Source organism: Streptomyces candidus (assembly GCF_014207445.1).
GTDB lineage: Bacteria > Actinomycetota > Actinomycetes > Streptomycetales > Streptomycetaceae > Streptomyces > Streptomyces candidus.
This window is the reverse complement of the sequence record NZ_JACHEM010000003.1, coordinates 447,533-472,538: the sequence shown is the minus strand read 5'-3', so window position 1 is coordinate 472,538 and position 25,006 is coordinate 447,533. Positions and strand designations below refer to the sequence as shown.

Sequence of the window (25,006 nt, the reverse complement as noted above, 5' to 3'; positions counted from 1 at the left end):
GCCTCTGTTCCGTACTGGTGGTCCGTGGCACCGGACGGTGGCCGGGTCGCGGTCCTGGGCGGTATAAGCGCTCTGCGGCGCGCTCCTTCGTTCTCTTGCTGTCGCTCGTACAGCGGCGGCCGGCACGGTGCATGAACGGGGCGCTCCGAGGCCGACTTGGTGACCTTCCTGTTCGCCTGCGGGGCGCTCGGGCCGGACGACCGGCTGCCGTCGGGCCGCTCGTCCGGCCGGTGAGCCTCAGGTGCCGGTACCCGCGCCGGAATCGGTGTTGGCGTTCGGGCCTTCGCCGCGCGGGAAGGAGACTTCGACGCGTCGGTTTTTCTTGCGGCCCTCTTCGTTGCTGTTGTCTGCGATCGGGTAGTCCTCGCTGTAACCGCGCACCTCGAAGGTGACGTTGGAACCGAGGGTTCTGTTCAACTCGATCTGAACCATGTCGGCCCGCTTCTTGGACAACACCTTGCCGTGCTCGTAGGAGCCGAGGTTGTCCGTGAACCCGAAGACGCGGACCTTCGTCGCCTTGTTCGCCTGCGCCTCCTGCGCGATGGCCTTGATGCGGGCGGAGGCCTCGGGCATCAGCTTGGCGCTGTCCTTGGGGAAGAGGACTTCGGCCTGGAGGGCGAACTTGACGTCCGAGTTGGTGTCTTCACGGCGCTCTTCGCCGCCGAGGTCTTCGACGACGGATTTGATGTCGATGACTCGGGCGGGGGCTAGAGTGCCGCCGTCGCTGATCTTGAGGCCGGGGGCGTTGGCATCGACCTTGGGGGGTTCTTGGGTGGTCGTGCTGCCGGGGGGCTGGCTGGTGTCGGGGGTGGGTTCGGCGTAGGCGTTAGCAGCCCAAACAGTTGAAATTACCAGAGCCGTCGCGAGCGTCGATACCGTCAGCGGGGCTGGGCGACTTCGCGCGAGAGGAAACGGCATTGGTTACTCCCCCTCGGAGATTTCGATGGCAGCGGGGGGCAGGTCCGCAATCTGGAAGTCTACCTTCGTAGTGGTTGCCGGTGGAGCTGGGAACTGCGCGAAGAACGATTTTTCCTCACCAGCCTTGAAGCCGCCACCAAACTTGGTGCACAGACAACGACCATCAGTGTCCCGAAGGACTAGGTACTTCTTCTTTCCGACCCCATCCACCAATGACGCGCCGGCCATGGAGGCGGAATTTCCAGAAAGCTCTTTCTCCGTTCCTTTCCAATCCGCCGGATTCCAGAAACCGCCTTTTCCGTTCTTTACCTTGCCGCTGATGGTTACAAACCCACCGGCATCACGAACGGCTGAGTTGATAGTGAGAGTGTGGTTGTCACCACCCTTGACCTCAGCCAGCACCGCGTCACTCGTAGGCGGTTGCGGAGTGACCTCCTCAGGCTTCTGGTCAGGCTGCTCGCCGGGCCCCTGAGACGGCGAGCTGGCAGTCTTCGGCTTGTCCCCTCCCTCATCACCACCGCATCCGGCCACCGAGAAACCCAAGCCAGTCGTGATCGCCACCGCGGTCAGTGCCCTTCGGGCCTTCATGGTGCGCCGCATACTCATCAACAGTTATTCCTTTGCTTGTCGTTCGCTCGCTACTTGACCAGATGAACGTTGAACAGGTCTTTCGGCTCCGGCAACAGGCCCGGCAGGTCCACGACCTTTTTCGGGTCGACCTCCCAGATCATTTCGTCCTCACAGTGGACGAAGACCAACTTAAGTGGATCACTTTCCGGGCCGATGAAGCAGCGGGGCTCAATCACCGCAGTAGCTTCGGCCTCGGCCGTGCTGGTCTCGATATCGGGGATGACCGAGTCACCGCCCGTAAAACGGGTCTCGATTCTCACCTGCCGAGTAGGAGAATTGTCCTCGAACCCTGAGTTCGGCCCGGCAATCACATCCGACTGGTTCTGGTTGGCAAGTGCTGTTGCTCCGTCCGCACCGTTGGTCACATCGCCCTGGCCTCGCAGCCATTGGCCCCACGTCCCTGGATCGGCGATATCGCGGAAGAAGTTTTCGGCGTACTCGTCCCGAGCTTCCTGCGCGGCCGCAAGTGCTGACGCGTCGGCAGCAGACTGGCCGCCACTGCGGGCAGAGGCGGCCTGGGCGAAGACGAAGAGGGCAAACGCGACAAAGAGCAGGAGCCCCACCGACATGATGTAGATGGGGAACGCCTGCCCTCGGTCGCGTTGCTTGCTAGCGACTGTCAGCCACCGCCAGTGATGTCGGCAACCGCCTCGCCGATTGCCGTCGAGATCGTCGTATCCAAGTTCAACGCATTCACCGCCACCACGATCAGCGCGATGATCACCACCAAGCCCGCGTACTCCACCACGCTCGCGCCCTCGTCCGCGCGCTCCCGCATCTTGCTGACGACCGTGTTGCGCCACGTGTTGATGGCGACCAACGTTTTCTGCATGCGGTGCCCCTCCGGGTCCCAAGGTCTCTCGGCCAGTAGCGCCGCTCGCGTCCCCGCTCGTCTCCCGGGCCGTCTCGCTCGCGACGTACGGAACGTATGCCGGGAGGCGGGTCCCGGCGCAGGGTCCGTGGGCCCAAATGCGGGCCCAAAGCGTGTGGTGGGCCGGGCCCGGGGTGCGGGGCGGGAGTGTGTGCAGGCCCGTATCGTTTCTCGGTTCAGCCATGACCGATCACCCCTCCCCCGCTGCCGATGCCGCCCGTCGCCGTACGGGTCCCGATCCACGTCGCGATGGCTTCGCTGCGGCTGGCACTGTGCAGCTTCGCGAAGATGCGGTTGATGTGGTTCTTGACCGTTTTCTCGCTGATGAAGCAGGTGACGGCGATTTGCTGGTTGCTCATACCGGCCGCAATCAGGTCCATGACCTCCACCTCCCTCGAACTCAGGCCAAACTGCCGCTTGTTGACCGTGCTCCTCGTATGCCTCGACGAATAATGTGCCACAACCGGTTGCACCTGCGAAGCGGTTTGGCGGGATGACTTAGAACTTGAGACAGGTGGCTCCCAACCGTGGCCTCCGCTGTTCTGTGCAGTCGTGGTGCGCCCGCCGTGCGGGACGGCCGTCGTGTATGCCGTGCCGAGGCCGTCCGGGAGGGGGTGGGCGCCTGCCGTCGCCGTGCCGCCTTCGTGCCGGTCGGCTCGCATGTGGGCGAGCAGGGCGTTCTGGGCGGAGGTCGTGAAGTAAGCCCGACCGGCCTGTAAGTCACGCACCGCGGCGACCAGTTGGTCGGCGGTGAACTCGCCGTGGACCACGTAGCCACCGGCGCCCAGGCGGAGGGCCTCCTGCACGACCTCGTTCTCGCTGCTGTACGTCAGCATCATCACCGGGGCGACCTTCGCGAGGTGCGGGAGGGCGGAGATGCCGTCGACGCCCGGCATCCGTACGTCGAGCAGGACCACGTCCGGGCGGGAGCGTTCGGCGGCGGCGAGGGCCTCTTGGCCGTCGGTGGCCTCCGCCACCACGTGGATGTCCTCGCGGGCGTCGAGGAGGGCGGTCAGGCCGGCCCGTACTACGGGGTTGTCGTCGGCGATGAGGATGCGGAGGGGGGTTGGGGAGGTGGGCATTGGGGCCTCCTCTCGGGGAGGGGGTGCGGGGTGGGCGAGCGGGGGGCGTACGTGGGGTGGCGGGGCGTGGGGTGGGGGGTGCACCGTCCGGTGGGGCCGCCCCCTTGCCCGCCCGTTTTGCCCCCGGGGGGCGGCCCCGCCGCCCAAGGGGCTACAGGGGTAGGGCGGGCGGCCCCGCCACCCAAGGCGACTACGGCGGGAGGGCCGCCAGGGGGAGCTCCAGGCGGACTTCGGTGCCGGCGGGGGAACGGCCTCGGCCGATGCGGAGGCGGGCGCCGATGCCTGCCGCGCGTTCCACCATGCCAAGCAGGCCGAAGTGGCCCGACTTGCGCAGGTCGTCCAGGCTCAGGTCCTTCGGCAGACCCGTGCCGTCGTCGCGGATGCTGATGCGCAACACGTTGTCCAGGGCGGCCAGCTCGACGGTGACGTGCTGTGCTCGCGCGTGGCGGTGGCTGTTGTCCAGGGCCTCGGTGGTGATGGTGACGAGCTGGCGGGCCACCGCGTACGGGACGGAGAGCGTTCCGGGCTCGGGGAGGCGGTTGAGGAGGGCTGTCGGGACGCCCGTGCGGGCCTCGAAGTCCTTGGTGCGGGCCGCGAGTTCCTCCCGTAGGTCCACTCCGGAATCGTTGGGGTCCGTGCGGCGGCGCAGGTCGGAGAGGATCTCGCGGGACTCGGCCGCCGCGCGGCGGGCGGAACGGGCGACCAGGCCCGCCTGGTGTTTGACCGTACGGGCGTCCATGCGGTCGGCGGAGGCGGCGAGGCCGTCGGCGGCGAGGGCCACTCCGTGCAGGGTCTTCGCCACCGAGTCGTGCATCTCGCGGGCCAGGCGCGCGCGCTCCTCGCCGACGGCGTCCGTGACGGCGAGGCGGGCCTTGACCTCCGAGAGGGCGACGGTGGCTTCGCCGAAGCGGAACACCAGGTTGCGCAGCGTCACGCCGACCACCCCGGCGGCCACGCAGAAGCCGCTGATGAGGAGCGTGCTGGCCGGGCCCGACATGCGGGCCGCCCAGGCCGCGTACACCGCGAGCAGGATCAGGATCTGCACGGCGGCGAAGATGCCCGCGCCGCGCCAGCCGTAGAGCAGTCCGGCGAGCAGGGGCGTGCACACGGTGGCGTAGCCGAGGGCGGAGTCGGGGGACGCGGTGAGGAGCAGGACGGAACCGAAGACGAGGTCGGCGGCCATGAGCGAGCGGTACTTGATGAGGAGGGGTGCGAAGGTCTCCCAGTCGCGGAGCATGGCGTAACTGCCGACGACCGTGACGATGACGGCTCCGCCGACGAGGTATGTGCCGAAGGGGCCCTGGGCACGGCTCAGGGCGAGGGGCGCACCGAGGGCGATCATGGCCAGCCGGAAGCCGAAGAGCTGGCGGCAGAGGGCTTGCAGGGCGTTGATCTGGATCGGGAGGGAGGGGGCGGGTGCGTCGTCGGCGAGAGCGGATGCGGCGAGGGCGTCTCCGACGAGAGCAGAGGGCGCGGGGGCGCCGTCGGCGAGAGCGGAAGGGCCGGGGAGCGGGGCGGGGCCGGTGGGGGCGTTGAATCCCCGGAGAGCGGAGGCGGCCGGAGGGGAGGGCTCGGGGTGGGTGGCGGGGTCGGTGGGAGCGCCGGGCCCCGGGAGGGCGGAGGCGGCCAGGGGGCGGCGTTCCGGGCGGGTGGCGGGGTCGGAGGGCGGGGGAGGTTCTGGAGGGCAGGGGGGCTCCGGGAAGCGGGGTGGTTCGGCGGGGGCGGGCATGTCAGCCTCCGAAGATGGAGCCGAAGTCCGCGCCGGAGCCGAGGAACATGTTGGCGACGATGAGGAGCAACGTCGCCGGGACCATGAAGGTGAGGGTCACCACGGTGGTTTTCGGGATCGCCTTGGCGGCCCGGCGGCGGGAGTTCTGGGCGTCCGTGCGGCGCATGTCGTTTGCGATCTGGATGAGGGTGTCGGCGATGGGTGCGCCGAGTTCCTCGCCCTGCTGGAGAGCGGTGACGAACTGGGAGACCTGTTCGGACTCGTTGCGCCTGCGCAGTTCCTCGAAGGCGATGCGGCGGCTGACGCCCATGTCCATCTGCCGCAGGGTGATGCGCAGTTCGTCGGCCCAGGGGCCTTCGTACCGTTCGGCGACCCGGTCGAGGGCCTGCCGGAAGCCGAGGCCGGCGGAGACGACGACGGCGAGGACGTCGAGGAAGTCCGGGAGGGTGCGTTCGATGACGTCCTTGCGGGCGCGGATCGCCTGCCAGATCAGCGCGTCCGCCGCGAACCACCCGTACGCCAGGCAGAACACGGCGAACAGCGTGAAGCCGTTGACCAGGCACAGGAAGGCGGTGACGCCGCCGAACAGGCCGTACGCGGCGCGGCGGGCGGCGTAGCGGTCGATGGTGAGGCCGCCGGGGTTTCCGGCCGTGTCGATCTTGCGGCGCTTCTTGTCGACGAGGGTGGGGCCCATGGCGGAGAGGACCGCCGGGGCGAAGCGCATGCCGAAGCGGTCGATGACGGATTCCGTCGCGGAGACGCGGGAGGCGCCCACTTCCAGGGCGACGGCGAGGTCTCCGGGGACTTTGGCCTCGGCGCGGTAGAGCTTGATGCCGTACGCGATCCCCGCGACGCTCAGCCCGACGGCGAGGGCGAGGAGCAGGCCGGTCAGGCCGCTGAGTGGTGACATGTCGGGCGCGCCTCCTCAGACGTCGATCTTGCCGAGTCGGCGCATCGCGATGAAGCCGAGGGCGTAGAGGCCGACGGCGACCGCGACGACGATCTGGCCGACGGGGCTGCCGGTCATCTTCGCCATCGAGCCGGGGGTCATGGTGTTGAGCATGATCATGGCGCCGAGGCCGAGCAGCGGGACCGTGTAGGCGGTCGCGTTGACCTCGGAGAGCATCGTGCGGACCTCGCGCCGGGTCTCCTTGCGCTCCTCCAGGGTCTCGGTGAGGTTGCGCAGGGAGCCGACGACGGTGCCGCCCGCCCGGTTGGACAGGACGAGGGTGGTGACGAGGACGACGAGTTCGCGGGAGGGCAGGCGTTCGGCGAGTTCACCGAGGGCGTCGTCGATGGAACGGCCGACGGACAACTGGTTGGCGACGGTCGCGAGTTCCTCGCCCGCCGGTGCCTCCAGCTCCTCCGCCGCCATGCTCAGCGCCGTACGGAGGGCAAGGCCCGCTGCGGTGGCGTTGGCGAGGATGCGGGAGAGGTCGGGGAGCTGGTTGATGAACGCCTCGATGCGCTTCTGACGCTGCCAGTTGAGGAACGTGGACGCCGCCCAGATCGCCACCAGACCCGCGATCGGTCCGAAGAAGGGCGCGAGAACGGAAGAGGCGATCAGCCACAGCGCGACGACGCCCCCCAGTACGTACACGAAGAACTCGCCGGGCGTGACGTCCAGTCCGGTGGCGGCCAGCCGGTGCTGGAGACGCTTGCCGAGAGCCGTCCTGCGCAGCCGGCGGTCCAGGCCGCGGAAGTTGCGGCGGCGGCCGGTGTCGTGTCCGGTGGTGAGCGCGAGGCGGTTCTCCAGGGCGGCGCGCTGGGCCCGGCCGGAGGTGTACGAGTGCACGCCGATGGTGGCGAGCACGCAGGCGAGGAGCGTGGCGCCGACCGCCAGGAGGGCGGGGTTGCTGAGGTTCGGATCGATACCCATGGCCGTACCTACTGGGCCTCTCGGACGTAGAGGGAGTCTTGGAGCGGGTCGTCGACCACGCCGAACGCGGGCGGGATCGGCTCGCCCGCGAGGTAGAGGCGCTCCGCGACGCGGCGGGGCAGCGGGAGGTGCTCGAACCGGCCGTGGACCACCCGGTCGGGGCTCATCGCCTGGGCGAGGAAGCGGGAGACCGTCGCGATCTGGAACTGCTCGCGGCCGTGGCTGACGAGGATGACGATCTCGCTGATCTTGCGGGTGCCGTCGGCCATGCGGCTGAGCTGGACGATCACGTCGATGGCGCTGTTGATCTGGTCCTTCAGGGCTTCGAAGGGGATCTCCACCTCCGACATGGAGCCGAGGGTCTGGAGCCGCATCAGGGCGTCCTCGGCGCTGTTGGAGTGGACGGTGGCGAGGGAGCCGTCGTGGCCCGTCGACATGGCCTGGAGCATGTCGAGGGTCTCGCCGCCGCGGACCTCGCCGACGATGATGCGGTCGGGGCGCATGCGCAGCGAGTTGCGGACGAGGTCGCGGATGGTGATCTGGCCCTTGCCCTCGACGTTCGGCGGGCGGGTTTCCAGGCGGATGACGTGCGCCTGCTGGAGCTGCAGTTCGGCGGCGTCCTCGACGGTGATGATGCGCTCGTGGTCGGGGATGAGGCCGGAGAGGGCGTTGAGGAGGGTGGTCTTCCCGGAGCCGGTGCCGCCGGAGACGATCACGTTGAAGCGGGACCGTACGAACGCCGACAGGAGCATCAGCATCTGGTGGTCCAGGGTGCCCAGGCCGATCAGCTCGTCCAGGCGGTAGGCCTTGGGGAAGCGGCGGATGGTGAGGGTGGGGCCGGTCAGCGACAGCGGTGGAATGATCACGTTGACGCGCTCGCCGGAGGGCAGGCGGGCGTCGACCATCGGATTCGACTCGTCGACGCGGCGGTTGACCGTGGAGACGATGCGCTCGATGGTCTGCATGAGCTGCTCGTTCGACGCGAAGCGCATCGGGAGCTGCTCCACGCGGCCGGCCCGCTCGACGAATATCGAGTCCGGGCCGTTGACCATGATCTCGGTGATGGAGGCGTCTTCGAGGAGCGGTTCGAGGACGCCCAGGCCGAGGGCTTCGTCGACGACGCGGCGGATCAGCTGGGAGCGCTCGGAGGTGGAGAGGACGGGGCCCTCGCGGCTGATGATGTGGCCGAGGACGCGTTCGAGGCGGGCGCGGCGTTCGGCGGCAGCGAGGGAGGACATCTCCGCGAGGTCGATCTCTTCGAGCAGCTTTCCCCGGTAGGTGGCGACCAGATGGCCGTCCTCCCGGCCCCCGCCGGACTCCTCGGGGGCGGCGATGCGTTGCCGCAGGCTCATGGGGGGCTCCTCGGGTTTTCGCGGTGTGGTGCGGGGGTGCGGGGGCGGGGGCTGGTTCCTGGCGGGGTGGGTGGGGTGGGAGTGCTGGTCCTTTTACGGGACGTCGTCGGAGGGCATGGCGACGGACTTCTCGATGGGGCCGAAGGTGAAGCCGGGGATCAGGGACGGGACCGGGACCGTCGCGGTGGCGGTGACGATGTCCCCGTCACTGCACGTGACAGTGCCGCCGCGGGAGACCAGCCAACCGCTCATGGCTGCCTCGCCGGCAGCCGTGCACTGGCCCCGGTAGGCCTCCTGGGACTCGATGCGGGCGCCGGCGCGGGCGGCGGAGTTGGCCTGGAGGGAGGCGTATCCGGCGATGCCGAGCTGGATGGCGGCGAGGGCGACGAGGAGGAGGATGGGGAGGAAGCCGGCGAATTCGATGGCGGCCACGCCTTGGTCGCGGGGCGCTCGGGGGTGGGTGGGGGCGGGGGTGGCGGACGTGGGCGTACGGGGGTGGCGGGGCGTACGGCGGTGGGGTGCACCTCCGGTGGGGGGCCGCCCCCTTGCCCGCCCGTTCCGCCCCCGGGGGGCGGCCCCGCCGCCCAAGGCGGCTACCGGGGAGAGGGCGTGCGGCCCGAGGGGGCGGCAGCGCCGTCCAAGGCGGCGGGCGTAGGTGTGGGAATGCATTAGTTGTCTCCCTCCAGGGCTGCGCCTGCTTCGCCTTCGCTTTCCCAGCCGAAGTTGCCCACGCCCGGGAAGAGGATCGGGGTCGTCAGGGTGACCTTGGCTTTGTAGAGGTTGCCTGCGGGGTTGCAGTCGGTGTTCGCGACCTCCCAGTTGCCCGGGAGGTGGCGGCGGATCGCTGCCTCGCATTCCGCGTTGCCGGTGCCTCCCGCCCCGTACGCCGCCGTGCCCGCCCGCGCCCCCTCGTCCGCCGCGTTGCCCGCCAGGGAGTACGTGTAGCCCCAGACGGCCGCCTGCCACATGATCACCATCACGAGCAGGATCAGCGGGAACATCCCGGCGAATTCGGCGGAGACGGCCCCCTTGTCGCCGTGCGGGCCGCGGGCCCGTTCCTTGCGGCCGAGGAAGCCGATGGAGCCCCGGTCGTTGGTGCGGGCGGCGCGGCTCCCTCTGCCGCCCGACGACGTTTCCGCTGCCTTCACGAGCCCCAGCTCCCCTGCGAGTGCCCAGATGCTCTGCTTGACGGTGCTGCGGCTGTCCAGGTCCTGGAGGCGGCCCGCGTCGGCCGCCGACTGGAGTTCCTTGTAGTGGGAGGGGATCGCGCTGCGCGCGACCTTCGTGCCGGTGATGCGTTCCACCAGGGGTGGCTGGATTTCGGTGTTGCGGGTGTGACGGTTGACGACCGTCACGGTCTCCTCCGCCTTGCGGATCTGGAGGCGGTCCCAGAGCCGGACCATGCGCTTGGCGGCGCGTACGGCGATCACGTCCGGGGTGACGACGAGCAGCGCCTGGTCCGCCATCTCGACGGCGGCGGCGTTCGCGCTGTTCATCTGGGTGCCGCAGTCGACGACCACGACCTCGTACCGGTTGCGCAGGGCGCTGACGACCTGGCGGGCCACCCGGTCGGTGACCTCCTCGCCGCGTTCGCCCTCCGCCGGGGCGAGCAGCAGGCCGATGCCGGTGGCGTGGGTGAACAGGGCGTCCTGGAGGACGCGCGGCGAGATGTCGGAGATCCCGGCGAGGTCGACGATCGAGCGGCGGAACTGTACGTCGAGGTAGGAGGCGACGTCCCCGGACTGGAGGTCCAGGTCGACGAGGGCGACCGTCTTGCCGGACGCCCGCGCGGCGAGGGCGAGTTGGACGGAGATCAGGGTGGCGCCCATGCCGCCCTTCGCGCCGGTCACCGTGACGACGCTGCCGCCCGGCCCGCTGAAGACGTCCGCCCCGGCTCCGAGGTGGCGTCGCACCCCCACCGACCAGGACGCCGCGTTCTGCACGCGGACCGCCAGCTCCTCGTAACCCAGCGGCAGTCCGACGAGCCCTCTGGCCCCCGAGTCCATCGCGGCGGTGAACAGGTGCGGGCTGGTGTCGGCGGAGATGAGGACGACGCCGACCGCCGGGAAGCGCAGGGCGACCTCGCGGATCACCTCCAACGCCGGTACCGGGCCGATGCGTTCGTGGACGAGGACGACCTCGGGCAGCTCGTCGAGGGACTCCGAGGCCAGTCTCGCGAGGGTGTCCAGGAGCGAGGTGGAGTCGGGCGCCGGGGAGGCCGGCTCGGCGTCGGGGAGCTGGCTGAGGAGCGTGGTGATGGCGCGGGCGGCGTCCGGGTCGCCCACCGCCGGGAGGATACGAGTCGTCATGCGGGCGTCCTCACTACTTGTCCGCAAGTCACTGCCGGTACGTCCTGCCCGTGCGTTTCCGCCGGGGGTTCCTGCCCGCACGTCACCGCGGGGATGCCCTGTCCCCGCGTCCACGCCGGGGCCACGTGCTCCCGCGTCCGCGCCGGGACCGACCGCCCGCGCGTCGACGCCGGGGTGCGGGACGGTGCCTGGGGCCAGGTCACGACCTGTCCCCGGGGAGGTCGTAGATCCGGTCGCGCGGGGTGACGTTCGGGTCGCTGCCGTCGGGGATGCGGGCCAGCCGTACGTGCTCGGCGAACGTCTCGGCGTAGGCGATGCGCTGGGCGTCGCGGGTGTTGAGCGCGAAGGTGATCGGGACGGCGTCCTTCATCTTGCGGTTGCGGTCGTCCTTGCCCGGCTCCAGCGGGGTGATCTTGCCGACGTCGATGACACGTGCTCCCGTGACGATCACCCAGGACTCGTTCACCGCTTTCTGTGCCTTCGACTCGTCGCCCTCGAAGGTGGCGTACACATTGACCTTCGAACCCGGGGTGATCTTGCCCGCGACGCCCGTCTCGGCGTCGATCATGATGGCGATCTCCTGTTCGCCCGCCTGGAGTTCGGGCTTCTTCACCAGCATGTCGGTCTGGAGCAGGGAGCCCGCTTTGAGCTGGGTGACGGCGATCTTGCCGCGGATCTCGGAGATGTCGGTGACCGCGTTGTCGGAGAGCCACCGTTTGGGCATCTCGACCTTCTCGAACTGCGCCTCGCTGAGCTTGCGGTACGGGGCCACGTCCCCCTTGAGCCGGTACGCCGTCACCTCCGGGCCGACCTTCGAGTTCACGTCGCGGATCACCGAGAGCACGCCGACGAACGCGCCGACGGCGCACAGGACCGACAGGAGCAGCAGGATGATGCCGCGACGCTGACGTGAGTTCATGTGGCGTGCTACCTCGATCAGGAACGTGGGACCCGGTGCGGATCGACGGACGGTGAGCGTGGTGGTGCGCGTGCGGCGGGGCGGGAGCGGTACGGGAGGTCTAGGTGGGCCCGCGGTGGAGGACACCGACGGCGTGCGGATGGTTCTCGTTCGGGGCGACCGGGGCGGAGCAGAATCCGCAGCGGTCCCCTATCAGCTGTATGCCGCACCAGTGGCACTGCTCGCGCCGTACGGAGGACACCAGCTGGTACAGGACCGAGATCTCCGGCAGGAAGGCGGCGAACTCGACCAGCTTGGTCGTCCCCCACCAGGCCGGGGAGGCGGCCGGGAGGTCGACCTCCTGGGCGCGCTGGACCTGCCAGCCGGGGGCGAGGGTCTCGGTGACCCAGTCGGAGGCCTGCTGTCCGCGGGCGAAGGCGAGCTGGGTGGCGAACTCGGGGCCGGACAGGGTGGTGTCCTCGCCGCCGAGCTTGATCAGCTGCGGTTCCGGGTTCGCGAGTACGGCGAACTGGCTGCCCGGCATCCACGACTTGGCGTGCGACTTGAGGCTGACCGGGATGCGGTCGAGCTTGGCGACGGAGGAGAGCAGGGCGCCCGCGTACACGTAGTGGGACAGCAGGCGGGCCGCGGAGGCGACGACACCCGCACTGAAGTCGCACACGGAGAGCTGGCGGAGCTGACGGGCGAGGACCGCGATGCCGAGCGGCGGCAGGTCGATCTTGAGGAGGGCGATGCGGTCGGTCTCCATGACCGAGCGGACCGCGTGCATGCGCCGCTCGTGGGCGGCGGGGATCGACGCCGGGTAGAGGGCGACGACGTGGCCGTGCCGCTCCAGCAGCACGTTCATGTCGGCGAGGGCCTCGTCCAGGGACTGGGTGCCGGGGCCCTGGAGGACGGCGGCCGTCGGGGTCTGCGGATCGGTCGGGGGCAGCACCAGGTCCGCGCTGGTCACGGCTATCGCTGTCGGCACGTCGCTGACCCCGCTCCCCCGTTGCCCGTCCGTTCCGGTACCCGCACCTGTTCTCGTTCACTCATTCGCTCAGCACAGGGTGCCTCAGCACTTTAACCACGTCATACGTGGCAGAGAACAGGTTCCATCGATCCCGCACGTCACTCGAACTGCCCCCGATCGCCGAAGAGTTGATCTTGATGCGCTTGGGTTTTCGTTCCGTTTGCTCGTTGTGGAACCTGGCGACCGCACGTCACTGCGTTACTACCGCTTGTGATCATGCGTTCCGTTTGGGGTTCGCGGGAGAGGGTTTCGGGCCAAGTTTCGACGCCGGGGCGCGATGCAGCCGACAATGGGGGCCGTGATCCGTCCGTGACGACCTGGAGGCAGAACGTGCCGAGCACCACCCGAACCCGCCGGCTCACGATGGGTGCGGCGGTGGTCGCCCTGTGCACCGGGGCCCTCGGGGCGTGCTCGTCCCCCGGCGCCCCGAACGACGCCGGCACCTCCGGCAGCAGCGCGCCCGCCTCGAAGCCCGTCCCGGATCCGGCCGGGCGCAAGGCCCTGGGGGCGCCGCAGGTCCCCGCGCACGCCCTCACCGGCTACTGGCAGAACTTCGCCAACGAGTCGAAGGTGCAGAAGCTGAGCGAGGTGCCCGACGCGTACGACATCATCGCCGTCTCCTTCGCCGACCTGGCGGGCGAGCGCGGCGAGGTGGGCTTCAAGCTGAACTCCAAGGCGCTCGGCGGATACACCGTCGAGCAGTTCAAGGCGGACATCGCCGCCAAGCGCGCGGCCGGCAAGTCGGTGATCATCTCGGTGGGCGGCGAACACGGCAAGGTCGAGGTGGACGGCGGGGTGGCCGCGCAGCGCTTCACGGACTCCGTGCACAAGCTGATGACGGAGTACGGCTTCGACGGCGTCGACATCGACCTGGAGAACGGCCTCAACGCCGAGTACATGACGCGGGCCCTCAAGGCCCTGCACCGGAAGGCCGGCCCCGAGCTGGTCGTCACGATGGCTCCGCAGACCGTCGACATGCAGTCCAAGGACAGCGACTACTTCAAGACCGCGCTCAACATCAAGGACTTCCTCACGGTCGTCAACACCCAGTTCTACAACTCGGGTTCGATGAAGGGCTGCGACGGCAGGACCTACCAGCAGGGCACCGTCGACTTCCTCACCGCGCAGGCCTGCATCCAGCTCACCGGCGGCCTCGACCCGTCCCAGGTGGGCCTGGGACTGCCCACCAACAAGGGCAACAAGGACGCGGGGTACGTCGAGCCCGCCGTGGTCAACCAGGCGCTGGACTGCCTGACGCTCGGCACCGGCTGCGGGAAGTTCACCCCGGAGAAGAAGTACCCGACCCTGCGCGGCGCGATGGCCTGGTCCACGAACTGGGACGCGGCGTACGGCAACGAGTGGTCGCGGTCGGTGGGCGCGCGGGTGCGCGCGATGCGGTAGCGGCACCGGCCGGACGGGACGGCGCCGGGACTTCGTACGGTACGGGTCCCGGCGGTACGGAGGCGGGGGTGCGGGCCCCGCCTCCGTCCCCCGCTACTTGTTGAACACCTCGATGATCTGCTGCACGCACAACACCACGAACAGCAGCCCGCTCGCCGCCAGCAGTACGTTGCTGAGGATGCCGTTGCGCCACTCGCCGGGTGTGCGCGAGGAGTTGAGCAGCCACAGCAGGGTCAGAGCGAGGAACGGCATGAAGAACGCGCCGAGCACCCCGTAGACGACGACCAGCCCGAACGGCTGGTCCAGCCACAGCAGTGCCATCGGCGGGAACGTCAGCCACAGCAGGTACCAGCGGAAGTACTTCGACTTCTCCCGCTTGCCCTCCGCGACCTCCGCCGCCGTGCCCAGCTCGACCGGTGCGCCCTCGCGGTCGCGGCGGAAACGCTCCACGAAGTCCGCGAACATCAGGCTCACGCCGTGCCACACCCCGATGAGGGAGGAGAAGGAGGTGGCGAAGAAGCCGACGAGGAACAGCTTGGACGTGACCGTGCCGAACCGGTCCTCCAGGACCTTGCCCAGGTCGATCAGCCCCCGGTCGCCCTTGGTGAGCGCCAGGTTCGCGGAGTGCAGCAGTTCCGCGCCGACGATCAGCATGGCGATGACGAAGATGCCGGTGGTGAGGTAGGCGACCCGGTTGTCCAGGCGCATCACCTTCATCCAGGAGGAGTTGGTCATGCCCTTGGCGTTCACCCAGTACCCGTACGCGGCCATGGTGATGGTGCCGCCGACGCCACCGATCAGGCCGAGCGTGTAGAGCAGCGAGCCGTCCGGCAGGACCGGGGCCAGGCCCGCGAAGGACTTGCCGACGGACGGGCCGACCCGGATCGCCACGTACACGACCACTACGAACATGATCCCGACCAGGACCGTCATGACCTTCTCGAAGACGGCGTACCTGTTGAACCAGACGAAGACCAGACCGGCCAGCCCGCAGACGATGGCCCAGAACTTCAGGCTCGGCCCGTCCGGGAACAGCGCCACGACGGGCAGGGCGGACGAGGACATCGCCGTCGCCCCGTAGATGAAGCCCCAGATCACGACGTACACCGCGAAGTACCAGGTGGTCCACTGGCCGAGGCTGCGCCAGCCCTCGAAGAGGGTGCGGCCGGTGGACAGGTGCCAGCGGCCGGTGGCCTCGGCGAGCGCGATCTTCACGACGCAGCCGATGACGGCCGCCCACATGAGGGTGTACCCGAACTTGCTGCCCGCGATCAGTGTCGCGACCAGGTCACCCGCGCCGACGCCGGTGGCGGCGACCACGATGCCGGGGCCGATGTACTTCCAGCTCGACTTGCGGGGACGGGACGCCTCGCCCGCGTCCGCTCCCGGCGGCACTCCGGTGCTGCCGCTGCCCTGCACGCTGTCGGCCATGGTGCGTTCCTCCCGCTCGTCCCCCTGATGATCTGGATCACCTAAAGGGGGACGGGCGGGCCCGCGCAAGGGGGCGGCGGGATTCGTCGCCTTATCGCAGCACTGGACGGCACGTGGCGCGCGTACCGCCCCGCGGACACCGCGCCACGTCAACTGACGTGCGGGAGGCAGCGGTTGCGGGCGCGCGGGGCATCCGGCTAGATCACCAGGCTCAGCAGCGCCGCCACCGCGAAGCCCGCGACGGACAGGACCGTCTCCAGGACCGTCCACGACTTCAGCGTGTCGCGCTCGGAGATGCCGAAGTACTTCGCGACCATCCAGAAGCCCCCGTCGTTGACGTGCGAGGCGAAGATCGAACCCGCCGAGATCGCCATGATGATCAGGGCGAGGTGCGCCTGGGACAGGTCCTGGCCGTCGACCAGGGGGACGACGATGCCGGACGTGGCGACGATGGCGACCGTGGCGGAGCCCTGGGCGACGCGCAGGACCACGGAGATCAGCCAGGCCAGCAGGATGACGGGCAGACCGACGTCCTGGAAGGTGTCGGCGAGCGCGTCGGCGATGCCGCTGCCCTTGAGGACGGCACCGAACACCCCGCCCGCGCCGACGACCAGCAGGATGTTGCCGATCGGCTTGAGGGAGGCGGTGGAGACGCGTTCCAGGGACTTGCGCGACCAGCCGCGCCGGATGCCGAGCAGGTAGTACGCGAGCAGCAGGGCGATCGTCAGGGCCACGAACGGGTTGCCGAAGAACTCGATGACCGAACGCGGCGTCGACTCGGACAGGGTGATCGAGGAGAACGTCGCGCCCAGGATCAGGACCAGCGGGGTGCCGATGATGGCGAGGACCGTGACGAGGGAGACGGGGTGCTCTGGCGGAACGACGCCCGCCTCGCGCTGCTCTGCGGCGACCGCCTCCTTCGCCTCCTGGGCCGCCTCCAGCATGTCCTGCGGTACGGGCACGAAGAGGCGGCGGCCGATCCAGGCCGCGTACGCCCACGCGGCGAGGACCGCCGGGATGCCCACCACGACGCCCATCAGGATGACCCAGCCGAGGGAGACCTCGAACAGGCCCGCCGCGGCGACCGGCCCGGGGTGCGGGGGCAGGAACGCGTGCGTCATGGACAGACCGGCGAGCAGTGGCATGGCGTACAGGACGATCGACTTGCCCGAACGCTTGGCTGCGGCGTAGACGATCGGGGCGAGCACGAAGATGCCGACGTCGAAGAAGACCGGGACGCCGAAGATCAGGCCGGTCAGGCCCATCGCGAGCGGTGCGCGCTTCTCACCGAAGAGGGCGAGCAGCTTGGAGGCCAGCACCTGCGCGCCGCCGCTGACTTCGAGGATGGCGCCGAGCATCGTGCCGAGTCCGATGATGATCGCGACGTGACCGAGGATGCCGCCCATGCCGGATTCGATGACGGAGGGGATCGCCGACTTTTGCACGGTGCCGAAGAGTTCGGTGACCGAGAGGCCGGCGCCGAGGCCCACGGCGATGGAGACGGCGAGCAGCGCCACGAACGGCTGGATCCTGACCTTGATGATCAGGAGGAGGAGCAGGGCGATGCCGAGGACGGCGACGGTCAGCAGACCGGCCGTACCGTCGATGAGGTGCAGGAGGCCCCCGGTGTGCGGGACCTCGGCGGGGGCCGCGGCCGGTGCGGCGAGGGGCGGGCGGAGGGGGTGGGCGAGGGGTATCGGGAAGGCTGCGGCGAGCTGCATGTGCGGTCGACTCCGGTCGGTCCTGAGGGACTTCGGGGCAGGGTGGAGCGCGGCACGGCGCGCCCGCCGGGTGGCGGGGCGCCGTGCCGGAAAGCACGTGGGGGGCGGAGTGGGGGTGCAGGATTCAGCCGAGGACGGCGAGCGCGTCGATCTCGATGAGCAGGCCCGCCGGCAGGCCCACGTACACGGTGGTGCGCGCCGACGGGGCTTCCTTCAGGTCGGCGAAGTACTCGTTGTAGAGGTCGTTCAGCTCGGCGAAGTGCGCGGTGTCGGTGAGGTAGACGCGCATCATCATCACGTCCTCCCAGCTCGCGCCGCCCTCCTCCAGGATCGCCTTGACGTTGGCGAAGGTCTGCAGGGTCTGCTCGCGCAGGGTGGGTCCGGCGGGCGTCGGCGCCCGGCCGTCGGCGGCGGGCAGGAAGCCGACCTGGCCGGCGACCTGGAGGATGTTCCCCTTGCGGACTCCGTGCGAGAACCTCGCGGGCGGTGCGGTGTGGGTGGGCGGGGTGAGGGCGGTCTTGGTGAGCTTGGCTTCGGACATGGACTTGCTTTCTCCTAAGGAGTGTTGGGGCCGCCCCTCGTGTGGGTGGCGGGGTCGGGCTCCTACGGGGCGGCGGTGGCCGCCGGGGGCTCTCCGGTTCCGGAGTACTCGCGGCTGATGGCCTCCGCCGTACGGCGTACCAGCGGGAGCAGGGCGAGCAGTTCCTCCGCGGTGACGACGACGTTCGGCGCGGAGACGGACATGGCGGCGACAACACTGCCGTCGGTGCCCCGGATCGGAGCGCCGACACAGTTGATGGACTCCTCGTGGCCGCCGAGGTCGGTGGCCCAGCCCTGCTCCCGTACGAGCGCCAGCTCCCGCAGGAAGGCGGCCGGGTTGGGGGTGGAGCGGGCGGTGTACTGGGGGTAGTCCAGCTGCTCGGCGATCTCGCGGCGCTCCTGCTCCGGGAGGTCGGCGAGGAGGAGTTTGGCGACGGCGGCGACGGTGATCGCGACGGGCTTGCCGATCCGGGAGTACATCCGTACCGGGTAGCGGCTCTCGACCTTGTCGATGTAGAGCACCTCGCCCTCCTCGCGCACGGCCAGGTGCACGGTGTGCCCGCACTCGGCGTTCAGCTCCTTGAGGTACGGGTGCGCGATGTCCCGTACGTCCAGGTTCTCCACGGCTTCCTGGGCGAGCGCGAACAGTCGCGCGCCGAGCCGGTAGCGCTGGTCCTGCTGGCGGTGCACGAGGCCGTGCTCGTGCAGGGTGCGCAGCAGGCGCAGGGCGGTCGACTTGTGCACATCGAGGCGCGCGGCGACCTGGCCGAGGTCGGCGGGGCCCTGCGCGAGCAGGGGAAGAATGCTGAGCGCGCGGTCGACGGTCTGGCTCATGCTCGTGCCTCCTGAGGTCTCCCCGTCCACCCGGGGCCGAGACGAAGTCTCCCCCAGGCGTCCGGGCCGAGCGCCGCGAGCTCGTCGGCGTACTCGCGCGGCGGCGGTACGGCGACATCCCCGGGCACGGTGAGGGCGGCGGCGGCCATCAGGTGCCCGTGCCGCAGCCGCAGCGGTACGTGAAGTCCGCGCAGGGTCGCGGACAGGAACCCGGCGGCGAAGGCGTCGCCGGCTCCGACGGGGGCGACCGGGGTGACGAGGGGGGCGGGGACGTGGTGGGTCTCGGTCTCGTTGCCGGCCGCGCGCACGAACGCGGTCGCGCCCGCCGCGCCCTGCTTCACCACCAGTACCGCAGGTTCCGGCAGCGCCGCGCGGATCGCCGCGGGCCCGCCGCGGATGCCCCAGGCGTCCGCCGCCTCGTCCTCGCCGACGAAGACGAGGTCCGCGCCGCGGGCCAGTTCGAGGAGGACCGGCGCGCCGTCGTCGCCGGAAGCCCACAGCCCGGGGCGGTGGTTGACGTCGAAGGACAGGAGGGGCCGGTCGGTGGAACGGGCGCACAGGGTGCGCATCAGGGCCAGGCAGCCGGGCGACAGGGCCGCGGTGATGCCCGACAGGTGCAGGACGCGGGTCGCGCGGAGGTCCGCGAGCGGGACGGTGTCGGGGGACATCGCGGAGGCCGCCGAGCCCGCCCGGTAGTAGACGACCTCGTGACTCGCGTCGGCGCGGTCGTCCGCGGTGCGGAAGTACACGCCGGTGGGGCGGTGCGGGTCGCGGACGACGGAGCGGACGTCGACCCCGTACGCGGCGAGGGCGTCCAGCAGGTGCGTGCCGAAGCCGTCCGCGCCGACCCGGCCGACCCACTTCGCGGCGTGCCCGGACAGGGCCAGCGCGCAGGCAACGTTGGACTCCGCGCCCCCGATGGCACGGTGGAACGACGGCACGTCGGCGAGGGGCCCGGGGCCGGAGGGCAGGAAAGTCACCATGGACTCGCCGAGACAGACGACGTCGGCGAGCCCGGCGGCACCGGAGACTGCGGGAACACCCGCGGCCTCGGGGACATCCGTAGCCGCGGGGACACCCGTGGCCGCGGGGGCGGTGGCCGGTCCGCGTGCTCCGGCTGCTGCGGGGGACCCGGCGGGCCGTACGTCGGCGGGCGCGGGCGTCCCGGGGGCGGCGGCCTCGGCGGGGCCGGGGGCGTCGGCGGTTTCGGGTGGCTGGGGCTGTTGTGCGGGCACGGCTCGGATGTTAGACATCGGTGAGCGATATACGCAATGGTCGTTGCACTCTTCGCAACGACTCGAAGAAGGGAGCCCGTCATGGGAGTTGACCAGGGACCGTCGGACTCGGGGCGACAGCCGTCCCGCAAACCTGCCGACGCCCTCGCGTCCCTCGCGCGGGAACCCGTGACCTTCCGCTTCAAGGGGCTCCCGCCGGACGCCGAAGCCGCCGGTCTCGACGTCGGCGCGCTCGCCGCCCAGCGCCGCAACCTCTTCGACGGCGGCTTCACCACTCCGCTGCTCGCCCTGTCCGCAGAGTCCCTCGACCACAACCTCGCGCTGCTGGGGCACTACGCCGAGCAGCACTCCCTCGCCTTCGCCCCGCACGGCAAAACCTCCATGTCCCCGCAGCTCTTCGCCCGCCAGCTGGAGCACGGGGCATGGGGCATCACCGCCGCAGTCCCGCACCAGGCGCGGGTCTACCGGGCGTACGGCATCCAGCGGATCTTCCTCGCGAACGAGGTCGTCGACCCGGCGGCCCTGCGCTGGATCGCGGGCGAACTGGACGCCGACCCCGATTTCCGGCTCGTCGTGTACGTGGACTCCGTGCGCGGCGTCGAGCTGATGGACCAGGCGCTGCGGGACGCCGGGGCGCGCCGGCCGCTGGACGTGGTCGTGGAGCTGGGCGCGGGCGAGGGGGCGCGCACCGGCGCCCGTACGGCCGCGGACTGCGCGGCGGTCGCCGACGCGGTGGCCGCCACGGGGACGCTGCGGCTGGTCGGCGTCGCCGGGTACGAGGGCGAGGTGCCGCAGGCCGACGAGCGGCGGGTCCAGGCGTGGCTGCGCCGGCTCGTGGAGCTGGCAGCGGAGTTCGACCGGGCGGGCCGGTTCGCCGGGTCGCTGGACGAGATCGTGGTCAGTGCGGGCGGCAGCGCCTGGTTCGACGCCGTCGCGCTCGTGTTCGCGGAGATCCCGGAGCTGTCCCGTCCCGTGCTCAAGCTGCTGCGCTCCGGCGCGTACGTCTCCCACGACGACGGCCACTACCAGGAGCTGACTCCCTTCAACCGGGTCCCCGACGAGGGCGCGCTGCGGCCCGCGTTCCGGCTCTGGGCGCAGGTCGTCTCGCGGCCCACCCCCACGCAGGCCTTCGTCAACGCGGGCAAGCGCGACGCCGCACACGACCTCCACCTGCCCCGGGCCCAGGTCGTACGGTCCGCCCGCGACGGAAAGATCCGCCCGGCCGACGGCATCACCGTCACCGGGCTCTCCGACCAGCACGGCTGGCTGCGCACGGACGAGCCGGCCGCCGCGCTGGAGGTCGGCGACTGGGTGGGGCTCGGCCTCTCCCACCCCTGCACGATCTTCGACAAGTGGCAGTTGATCCCGGTCACCGACGCGGACGGCACCGTCGTCGACTTCGTCCGCACCTTCTTCTAGAGAGGCCCGCACCCATGGATCTCGCGATACGCGGCGCCCGGGTCGTCGACGGCTCGGGCGGCCCCTCCTACCGGGCGGACGTCGGCATCACCGACGGCCGCATCAGCACGATCAGCACGGCCGAACGCCTCACGGCAGCGCGGGTGCTGGACGCCGACGGCCTCGCCCTCTCCCCCGGCTTCGTCGACATGCACGCCCACTCCGACCTCGCCCTGCTCCGCGACCCGGACCACAGCGCGAAGGCCGCGCAGGGCGTGACCCTGGAAGTCCTCGGGCAGGACGGGCTGTCGTACGCCCCCGTCGACGACCGCACCCTGGCCGCCGTCCGCACCGCCATCACCGGCTGGAACGGCGACGGGTCCGACATCGACTTCGACTGGCGGACGGTGGGCGGGTACCTGGACCGGCTGGACCGGAACTTCGGCGGTCAGGGCATCGCCGTCAACGCCGCGTACCTCGTCCCGCAGGGCACCGTTCGGATGCACGCCGTCGGCTGGGACGACCGGCCCGCCACCGCCCGACAGCTCGACCGGATGCGGCAGCTGGTGGCCGAGGGGCTGGAACAGGGCGCGGTCGGCATGTCGTCGGGGCTGACGTACACGCCCGGCATGTACGCCGACGACGCCGAGCTGACGGAGCTGTGCCGGGTGGTCGCCGCCCACGACGGCTACTACTGCCCGCACCACCGCTCCTACGGGGCGGGCGCGCTCGCCGCGTACGAGGAGATGGTCGCCCTGACCCGCAACGCGGGCTGCGCGCTGCACCTCGCCCACGCGACCATGAACTTCGGCGTGAACAAGGGCAGGGCCCCCGACCTCCTCGCCCTCCTGGACGACGCCCTCGCGGCCGGCGCGGACATCAGCCTCGACACCTACCCCTACACCCCCGGCTGCACCACCCTGGTCGCGGTACTGCCCAGCTGGGCGGGCGAGGGCGGGCCGGACGCCATCCTGGACAGACTCGCGGACGACGCGACCGCCGAGAGGATCCGCCACCACCTGGAGGAGATCGGCTCGGACGGCTGCCACGGGGTACCGGTCGAGTGGGACACCATCGAGATATCCGGCGTCACCTCGGACGAGCTCGGCGACTACGTCGGGCGGACCGTCGCCGCCTCGGCCGCCGCGCGCGGCGAGGCCCCGTGGACCACCGCCCGCCGCCTGCTGCTCGCCGACCGCCTCGGCTCGACGATCCTCCAGCACGTCGGGCACGAGGAGAACGTACGGACGATCATGCGTCACCGGGTCCACACCGGCGGCAGCGACGGCATCCTCCAGGGCGACAAGCCACACCCCCGCGCGTACGGGACCTTCCCGCACTACCTGGGCCGCTACGCGCGGGAGCTCGGCGTCCTCACCCTTGAGGAGGCGGTCGCCCATCTCACCTCCCGGCCGGCCGCCCGGCTCCGCCTCGAGGACCGCGGTCTGGTCCGCGAGGGGTTCGTGGCGGACCTCGTCCTCTTCGACCCGGAGACGGTCGCCGCCGGTGCCACCTTCGACGCCCCGCGCACGCCGCCCGTCGGAATCCCGCACGTACTGATCGGCGGGAAGTACGTGATGAAGGACGGCCGGCGCACGGACGTCCTGGCGGGCCGGTCGATACGGAGGACTCCCCGTACCGGACAGTGAACACCCGCGCACACAAAGCGCCACCAAAAGGGTGCATAGCGTAACTTTCCGAACATGACTGGATCCCCTTCGGCGCTCCTCTCCCGCCCCGCCCCTCCGTCACCGCCCCGCACCCCCGCCCCGGCGCCCGGCGCCTCCCGGCTCGGGCGCCGCCCCGCTCCCGTCGAGGCGGCGGCCGTCGCCGTCGGCACCGCTCTCACGGCCCTCCACGCCTCCCGGCTCGGCCACTGGCTGGTGGACGACGCGGCGATCACCTTCGCGTACGCACGGAGCATCGACGAGGGGTACGGGCCCGTCCAGCAGCAGGGCGCCGAGGCGGTGGAGGGGTACTCCAACCCGTCCTGGCTGCTGCTCCTCGTCCTCGGGCGCCGCCTGGGCCTCTTCGACAGCGGGACCTCGGTGCTCGGGGTCGCCGACCTGGTCTGGTATCCCAAGCTCCTCGCCCTGGCCTGCGTGGCGGGGATGCTTCTCGCGGTCACCTGGGCGGCCCGTGCCGTCTTCCGCCCACGGGTCGTGCCGGTGGTCACGCTCCTCGCGGGGGCGGCCGTGGCGGGGAACTTTTCCCTGGTGGCCTGGCTCTTCTCCGGGCTGGAGAACCCGCTGTACGCGCTGGCGGCGACCGTCCTCGCCGCCCTGGCCGCCCGCGCCGCCGCCCTCGGCACCCTGTCCACCGGGCGCACGGCCGCCGCCGCCGGACTGCTCGCGCTGCTGGCGGCGCTGACCCGCCCGGACGGGGCCGCGTGCGCGGCGGTGTACCCGGTGGCGGCGCTGCTGTTCCTGCGGCGCGGCCAGGCGCGCCGCACGCTCGGGAACGTGTGCGTGGCACTCGGCGCGTTCGCGGTGCCGTACGCCTCGTTCCTGCTGTGGCGGCACGAGACCTTCGGGCGCTGGGTGCCGAACACGGCGGTCGCCAAGGCCCAGGGAGCCCCGGAACTCGCCCAACTCGCGCACACGTCCGGATTGCTGGCGTACACGGGGTGGCTGCTGGTCCTGGCGCTCGCCGGGTGCGCCGGGCTGGTGGTCGGCCGCCCGGGGCGGGCCCGGCGGGCGCTCGTCGCCGCCCTCGTACCGCTGACGCTGCTGCTGTTCGCGTACGGGATCCTCAACCAGGACTGGATGGGCCTGTACCGCTTCGCCACCCCCGTGTGGGCGGTCGGCGCGCTCGCGGGATCGTTCGCCCTGGTCGCGGCTTGGGAGGGCGAGGGGTGGCGGGGACGCGGAGCCCTGGCGGCGGTGACGGCCGCCGCCGTGGCGCTGTCCGTCGCGGGACGGGAGGAGCCGGACGCCAGGTTCGAGGCGTCACCCACCGTCCCGATGTGCTTCGTCGTCCAGCGCTACGGCGAGACGTTCAACACGTACGCGGACCGGCTCGGCGTCGACGACGGCGTGCTGGCCCTCCCGGACCTCGGCGGAACGCTGCTGACCACCCGCCTGACCGTCCTGGACACCGCCGGGCTGACCGACCGCGCCATCGCCGACGCGCTCGCCGCCCGGAAGCCGGGCCGGGTCCGCGACCACGTGCTGCGCCGGGTGCGGCCGGCGTTCGTGCACACCCATGGCGTCTGGAGCGGGCGCATCGGCCTCACCCCGGAGGCGCTGACCGCCCACGGCTACGTACCACTGACCCTGCGGGGGGCCAACGGCGACTGGGTGCGGCGGGACGCGATGCGCGACCCGGGCGCCCTGGGACGCGTACAGGCGTGGGCGCAGGACAACGCGGAGCGGCTCGACGGACGGCAGCACCTGCGGGGCGGGGCGTCCTGCGGGGACGTACTGCGGGCGGGCCGGACGCGCTGAGGGGCGCACCCGGACGGAAGCTTCCCGGCCGTGCCCGCCCTGGGCCGGATCGTCCTGGGCGGGCTGGATCGTCCTGAGCCCTTCCGTCGGGTGCTCCCGGTGCCCGGCGTGACGTACGACACCCGGGGGCGGCCCGCCGGGCGGTTTCTTAGCCTCCCGGCGGGCCGCGCTTGGGTTTCGGCGGTCCGGAGCCGGGTGTGCTTTGCGATGGAAGACGGCGCGGGCGGGTTTCTTGGACCCCCGCGGGTGGTGCGGCCGTAAACCCCGGCAGCCCCGTACGCGCGCCCGTAAGCTCGCCG

General features: G+C 70.9%; 22 protein-coding genes. 4 read left to right on the top strand and 18 right to left on the bottom strand.

Going from position 1 to position 25,006, the window contains the following annotated elements; translation table 11 throughout:
- Positions 1-237 precede the first annotated feature (237 nt).
- The 13 genes from HNQ79_RS08145 to HNQ79_RS08085 form a co-directional block, all read right to left on the bottom strand.
- The gene (locus tag HNQ79_RS08145) at positions 238-918 is read right to left on the bottom strand and encodes an OmpA family protein (RefSeq protein ID WP_185028463.1); all 681 of its coding nucleotides are present in this window, start codon (positions 916-918) and stop codon (positions 238-240) included.
- Positions 919-921: 3 nt separating this feature from the next.
- On the bottom strand, positions 922-1,524 hold the full coding sequence (locus HNQ79_RS08140; protein WP_185028461.1) for a hypothetical protein: 603 nt from the start codon (positions 1,522-1,524) through the stop codon (positions 922-924).
- Between the two features lie 32 nt (positions 1,525-1,556).
- A complete protein-coding gene (locus HNQ79_RS08135) occupies positions 1,557-2,171 on the bottom strand; it encodes a pilus assembly protein TadG-related protein (RefSeq protein WP_373312517.1) in 615 nt (204 codons plus the stop codon).
- Positions 2,168-2,380 carry a hypothetical protein gene (locus HNQ79_RS08130; RefSeq protein WP_185028458.1) on the bottom strand — a complete coding sequence of 71 codons (213 nt, stop codon included), beginning with the start codon at positions 2,378-2,380 and terminating at the stop codon, positions 2,168-2,170. Before HNQ79_RS08130 ends, HNQ79_RS08135 begins: the two co-directional genes overlap by 4 nt.
- A gap of 215 nt (positions 2,381-2,595) precedes the next feature.
- On the bottom strand, positions 2,596-3,585 hold the full coding sequence (locus HNQ79_RS08125) for a response regulator (protein WP_373312505.1): 990 nt from the start codon (positions 3,583-3,585) through the stop codon (positions 2,596-2,598).
- Positions 3,586-3,691: 106 nt separating this feature from the next.
- On the bottom strand, positions 3,692-5,230 hold the full coding sequence (locus tag HNQ79_RS08120) for a sensor histidine kinase (protein ID WP_221507458.1): 1,539 nt from the start codon (positions 5,228-5,230) through the stop codon (positions 3,692-3,694).
- Between the two features lies 1 nt (position 5,231).
- The gene (locus HNQ79_RS08115; protein ID WP_185028454.1) at positions 5,232-6,140 is read right to left on the bottom strand and encodes a DUF5936 domain-containing protein; all 909 of its coding nucleotides are present in this window, start codon (positions 6,138-6,140) and stop codon (positions 5,232-5,234) included.
- A gap of 15 nt (positions 6,141-6,155) precedes the next feature.
- Positions 6,156-7,109 (bottom strand): type II secretion system F family protein, encoded by a 954-nt coding sequence (locus tag HNQ79_RS08110; protein ID WP_185028452.1) that lies wholly within the window; start codon positions 7,107-7,109, stop codon positions 6,156-6,158.
- A gap of 8 nt (positions 7,110-7,117) precedes the next feature.
- Positions 7,118-8,461, bottom strand: a complete 1,344-nt coding sequence (locus tag HNQ79_RS08105; protein ID WP_185028450.1) for a TadA family conjugal transfer-associated ATPase — start codon at positions 8,459-8,461, stop codon at positions 7,118-7,120.
- 93 nt (positions 8,462-8,554) lie between these two features.
- Positions 8,555-8,893: a TadE family protein gene (locus HNQ79_RS34435; protein WP_229923322.1), complete on the bottom strand. Its 339-nt coding sequence runs from the start codon at positions 8,891-8,893 to the stop codon at positions 8,555-8,557.
- A gap of 236 nt (positions 8,894-9,129) precedes the next feature.
- Entirely contained in the window at positions 9,130-10,770 is a 1,641-nt protein-coding gene (locus HNQ79_RS08095; RefSeq protein WP_185028446.1) for a CpaE/TadZ family protein, read from the bottom strand.
- 199 nt (positions 10,771-10,969) lie between these two features.
- Positions 10,970-11,689 (bottom strand): Flp pilus assembly protein CpaB, encoded by a 720-nt coding sequence (gene cpaB, locus HNQ79_RS08090; protein ID WP_185028444.1) that lies wholly within the window; start codon positions 11,687-11,689, stop codon positions 10,970-10,972.
- A 100-nt stretch (positions 11,690-11,789) separates the two neighbouring features.
- The gene (locus HNQ79_RS08085; RefSeq protein ID WP_185028442.1) at positions 11,790-12,641 is read right to left on the bottom strand and encodes a zinc ribbon domain-containing protein; all 852 of its coding nucleotides are present in this window, start codon (positions 12,639-12,641) and stop codon (positions 11,790-11,792) included.
- A gap of 423 nt (positions 12,642-13,064) precedes the next feature.
- On the opposite strand from HNQ79_RS08085, the gene HNQ79_RS08080 reads away from it, so the two are divergent.
- Positions 13,065-14,102: a chitinase gene (locus tag HNQ79_RS08080; protein WP_185028789.1), complete on the top strand. Its 1,038-nt coding sequence runs from the start codon at positions 13,065-13,067 to the stop codon at positions 14,100-14,102.
- 93 nt (positions 14,103-14,195) lie between these two features.
- On the opposite strand, the gene HNQ79_RS08075 is transcribed toward HNQ79_RS08080, so the two are convergent.
- The 5 genes from HNQ79_RS08075 to HNQ79_RS08055 all read right to left on the bottom strand — a co-directional run bounded on the left by HNQ79_RS08075 (position 14,196) and on the right by HNQ79_RS08055 (position 19,863).
- Entirely contained in the window at positions 14,196-15,533 is a 1,338-nt protein-coding gene (locus HNQ79_RS08075) for an Nramp family divalent metal transporter (RefSeq protein ID WP_185028440.1), read from the bottom strand.
- 197 nt (positions 15,534-15,730) lie between these two features.
- Positions 15,731-17,254, bottom strand: coding sequence for a GntP family permease (locus HNQ79_RS08070; RefSeq protein WP_229923323.1), 1,524 nt, complete (start codon positions 17,252-17,254; stop codon positions 15,731-15,733).
- A 124-nt stretch (positions 17,255-17,378) separates the two neighbouring features.
- Entirely contained in the window at positions 17,379-17,795 is a 417-nt protein-coding gene (locus tag HNQ79_RS08065) for a RidA family protein (protein ID WP_185028438.1), read from the bottom strand.
- A gap of 62 nt (positions 17,796-17,857) precedes the next feature.
- Positions 17,858-18,628 carry an IclR family transcriptional regulator gene (locus HNQ79_RS08060; RefSeq protein WP_185028436.1) on the bottom strand — a complete coding sequence of 257 codons (771 nt, stop codon included), beginning with the start codon at positions 18,626-18,628 and terminating at the stop codon, positions 17,858-17,860.
- Entirely contained in the window at positions 18,625-19,863 is a 1,239-nt protein-coding gene (locus tag HNQ79_RS08055) for a sugar kinase (protein ID WP_268253548.1), read from the bottom strand. The genes HNQ79_RS08060 and HNQ79_RS08055 overlap by 4 nt, the downstream gene beginning before the upstream one ends.
- 81 nt (positions 19,864-19,944) lie before the next feature.
- Here HNQ79_RS08055 and HNQ79_RS08050 point away from each other — a divergent pair, with 81 nt between their 5' ends.
- Genes HNQ79_RS08050 through HNQ79_RS08040 form a run of 3 tightly spaced genes read left to right on the top strand, consistent with a single transcriptional unit; the run spans position 19,945 to position 24,707 of the window.
- On the top strand, positions 19,945-21,282 hold the full coding sequence (locus HNQ79_RS08050; RefSeq protein WP_185028434.1) for an alanine racemase: 1,338 nt from the start codon (positions 19,945-19,947) through the stop codon (positions 21,280-21,282).
- 14 nt (positions 21,283-21,296) lie between these two features.
- A complete protein-coding gene (locus tag HNQ79_RS08045; protein WP_185028432.1) occupies positions 21,297-22,910 on the top strand; it encodes an N-acyl-D-amino-acid deacylase family protein in 1,614 nt (537 codons plus the stop codon).
- Between the two features lie 54 nt (positions 22,911-22,964).
- Positions 22,965-24,707, top strand: a complete 1,743-nt coding sequence (locus tag HNQ79_RS08040) for a hypothetical protein (RefSeq protein WP_185028430.1) — start codon at positions 22,965-22,967, stop codon at positions 24,705-24,707.
- Positions 24,708-25,006 lie beyond the last annotated feature (299 nt).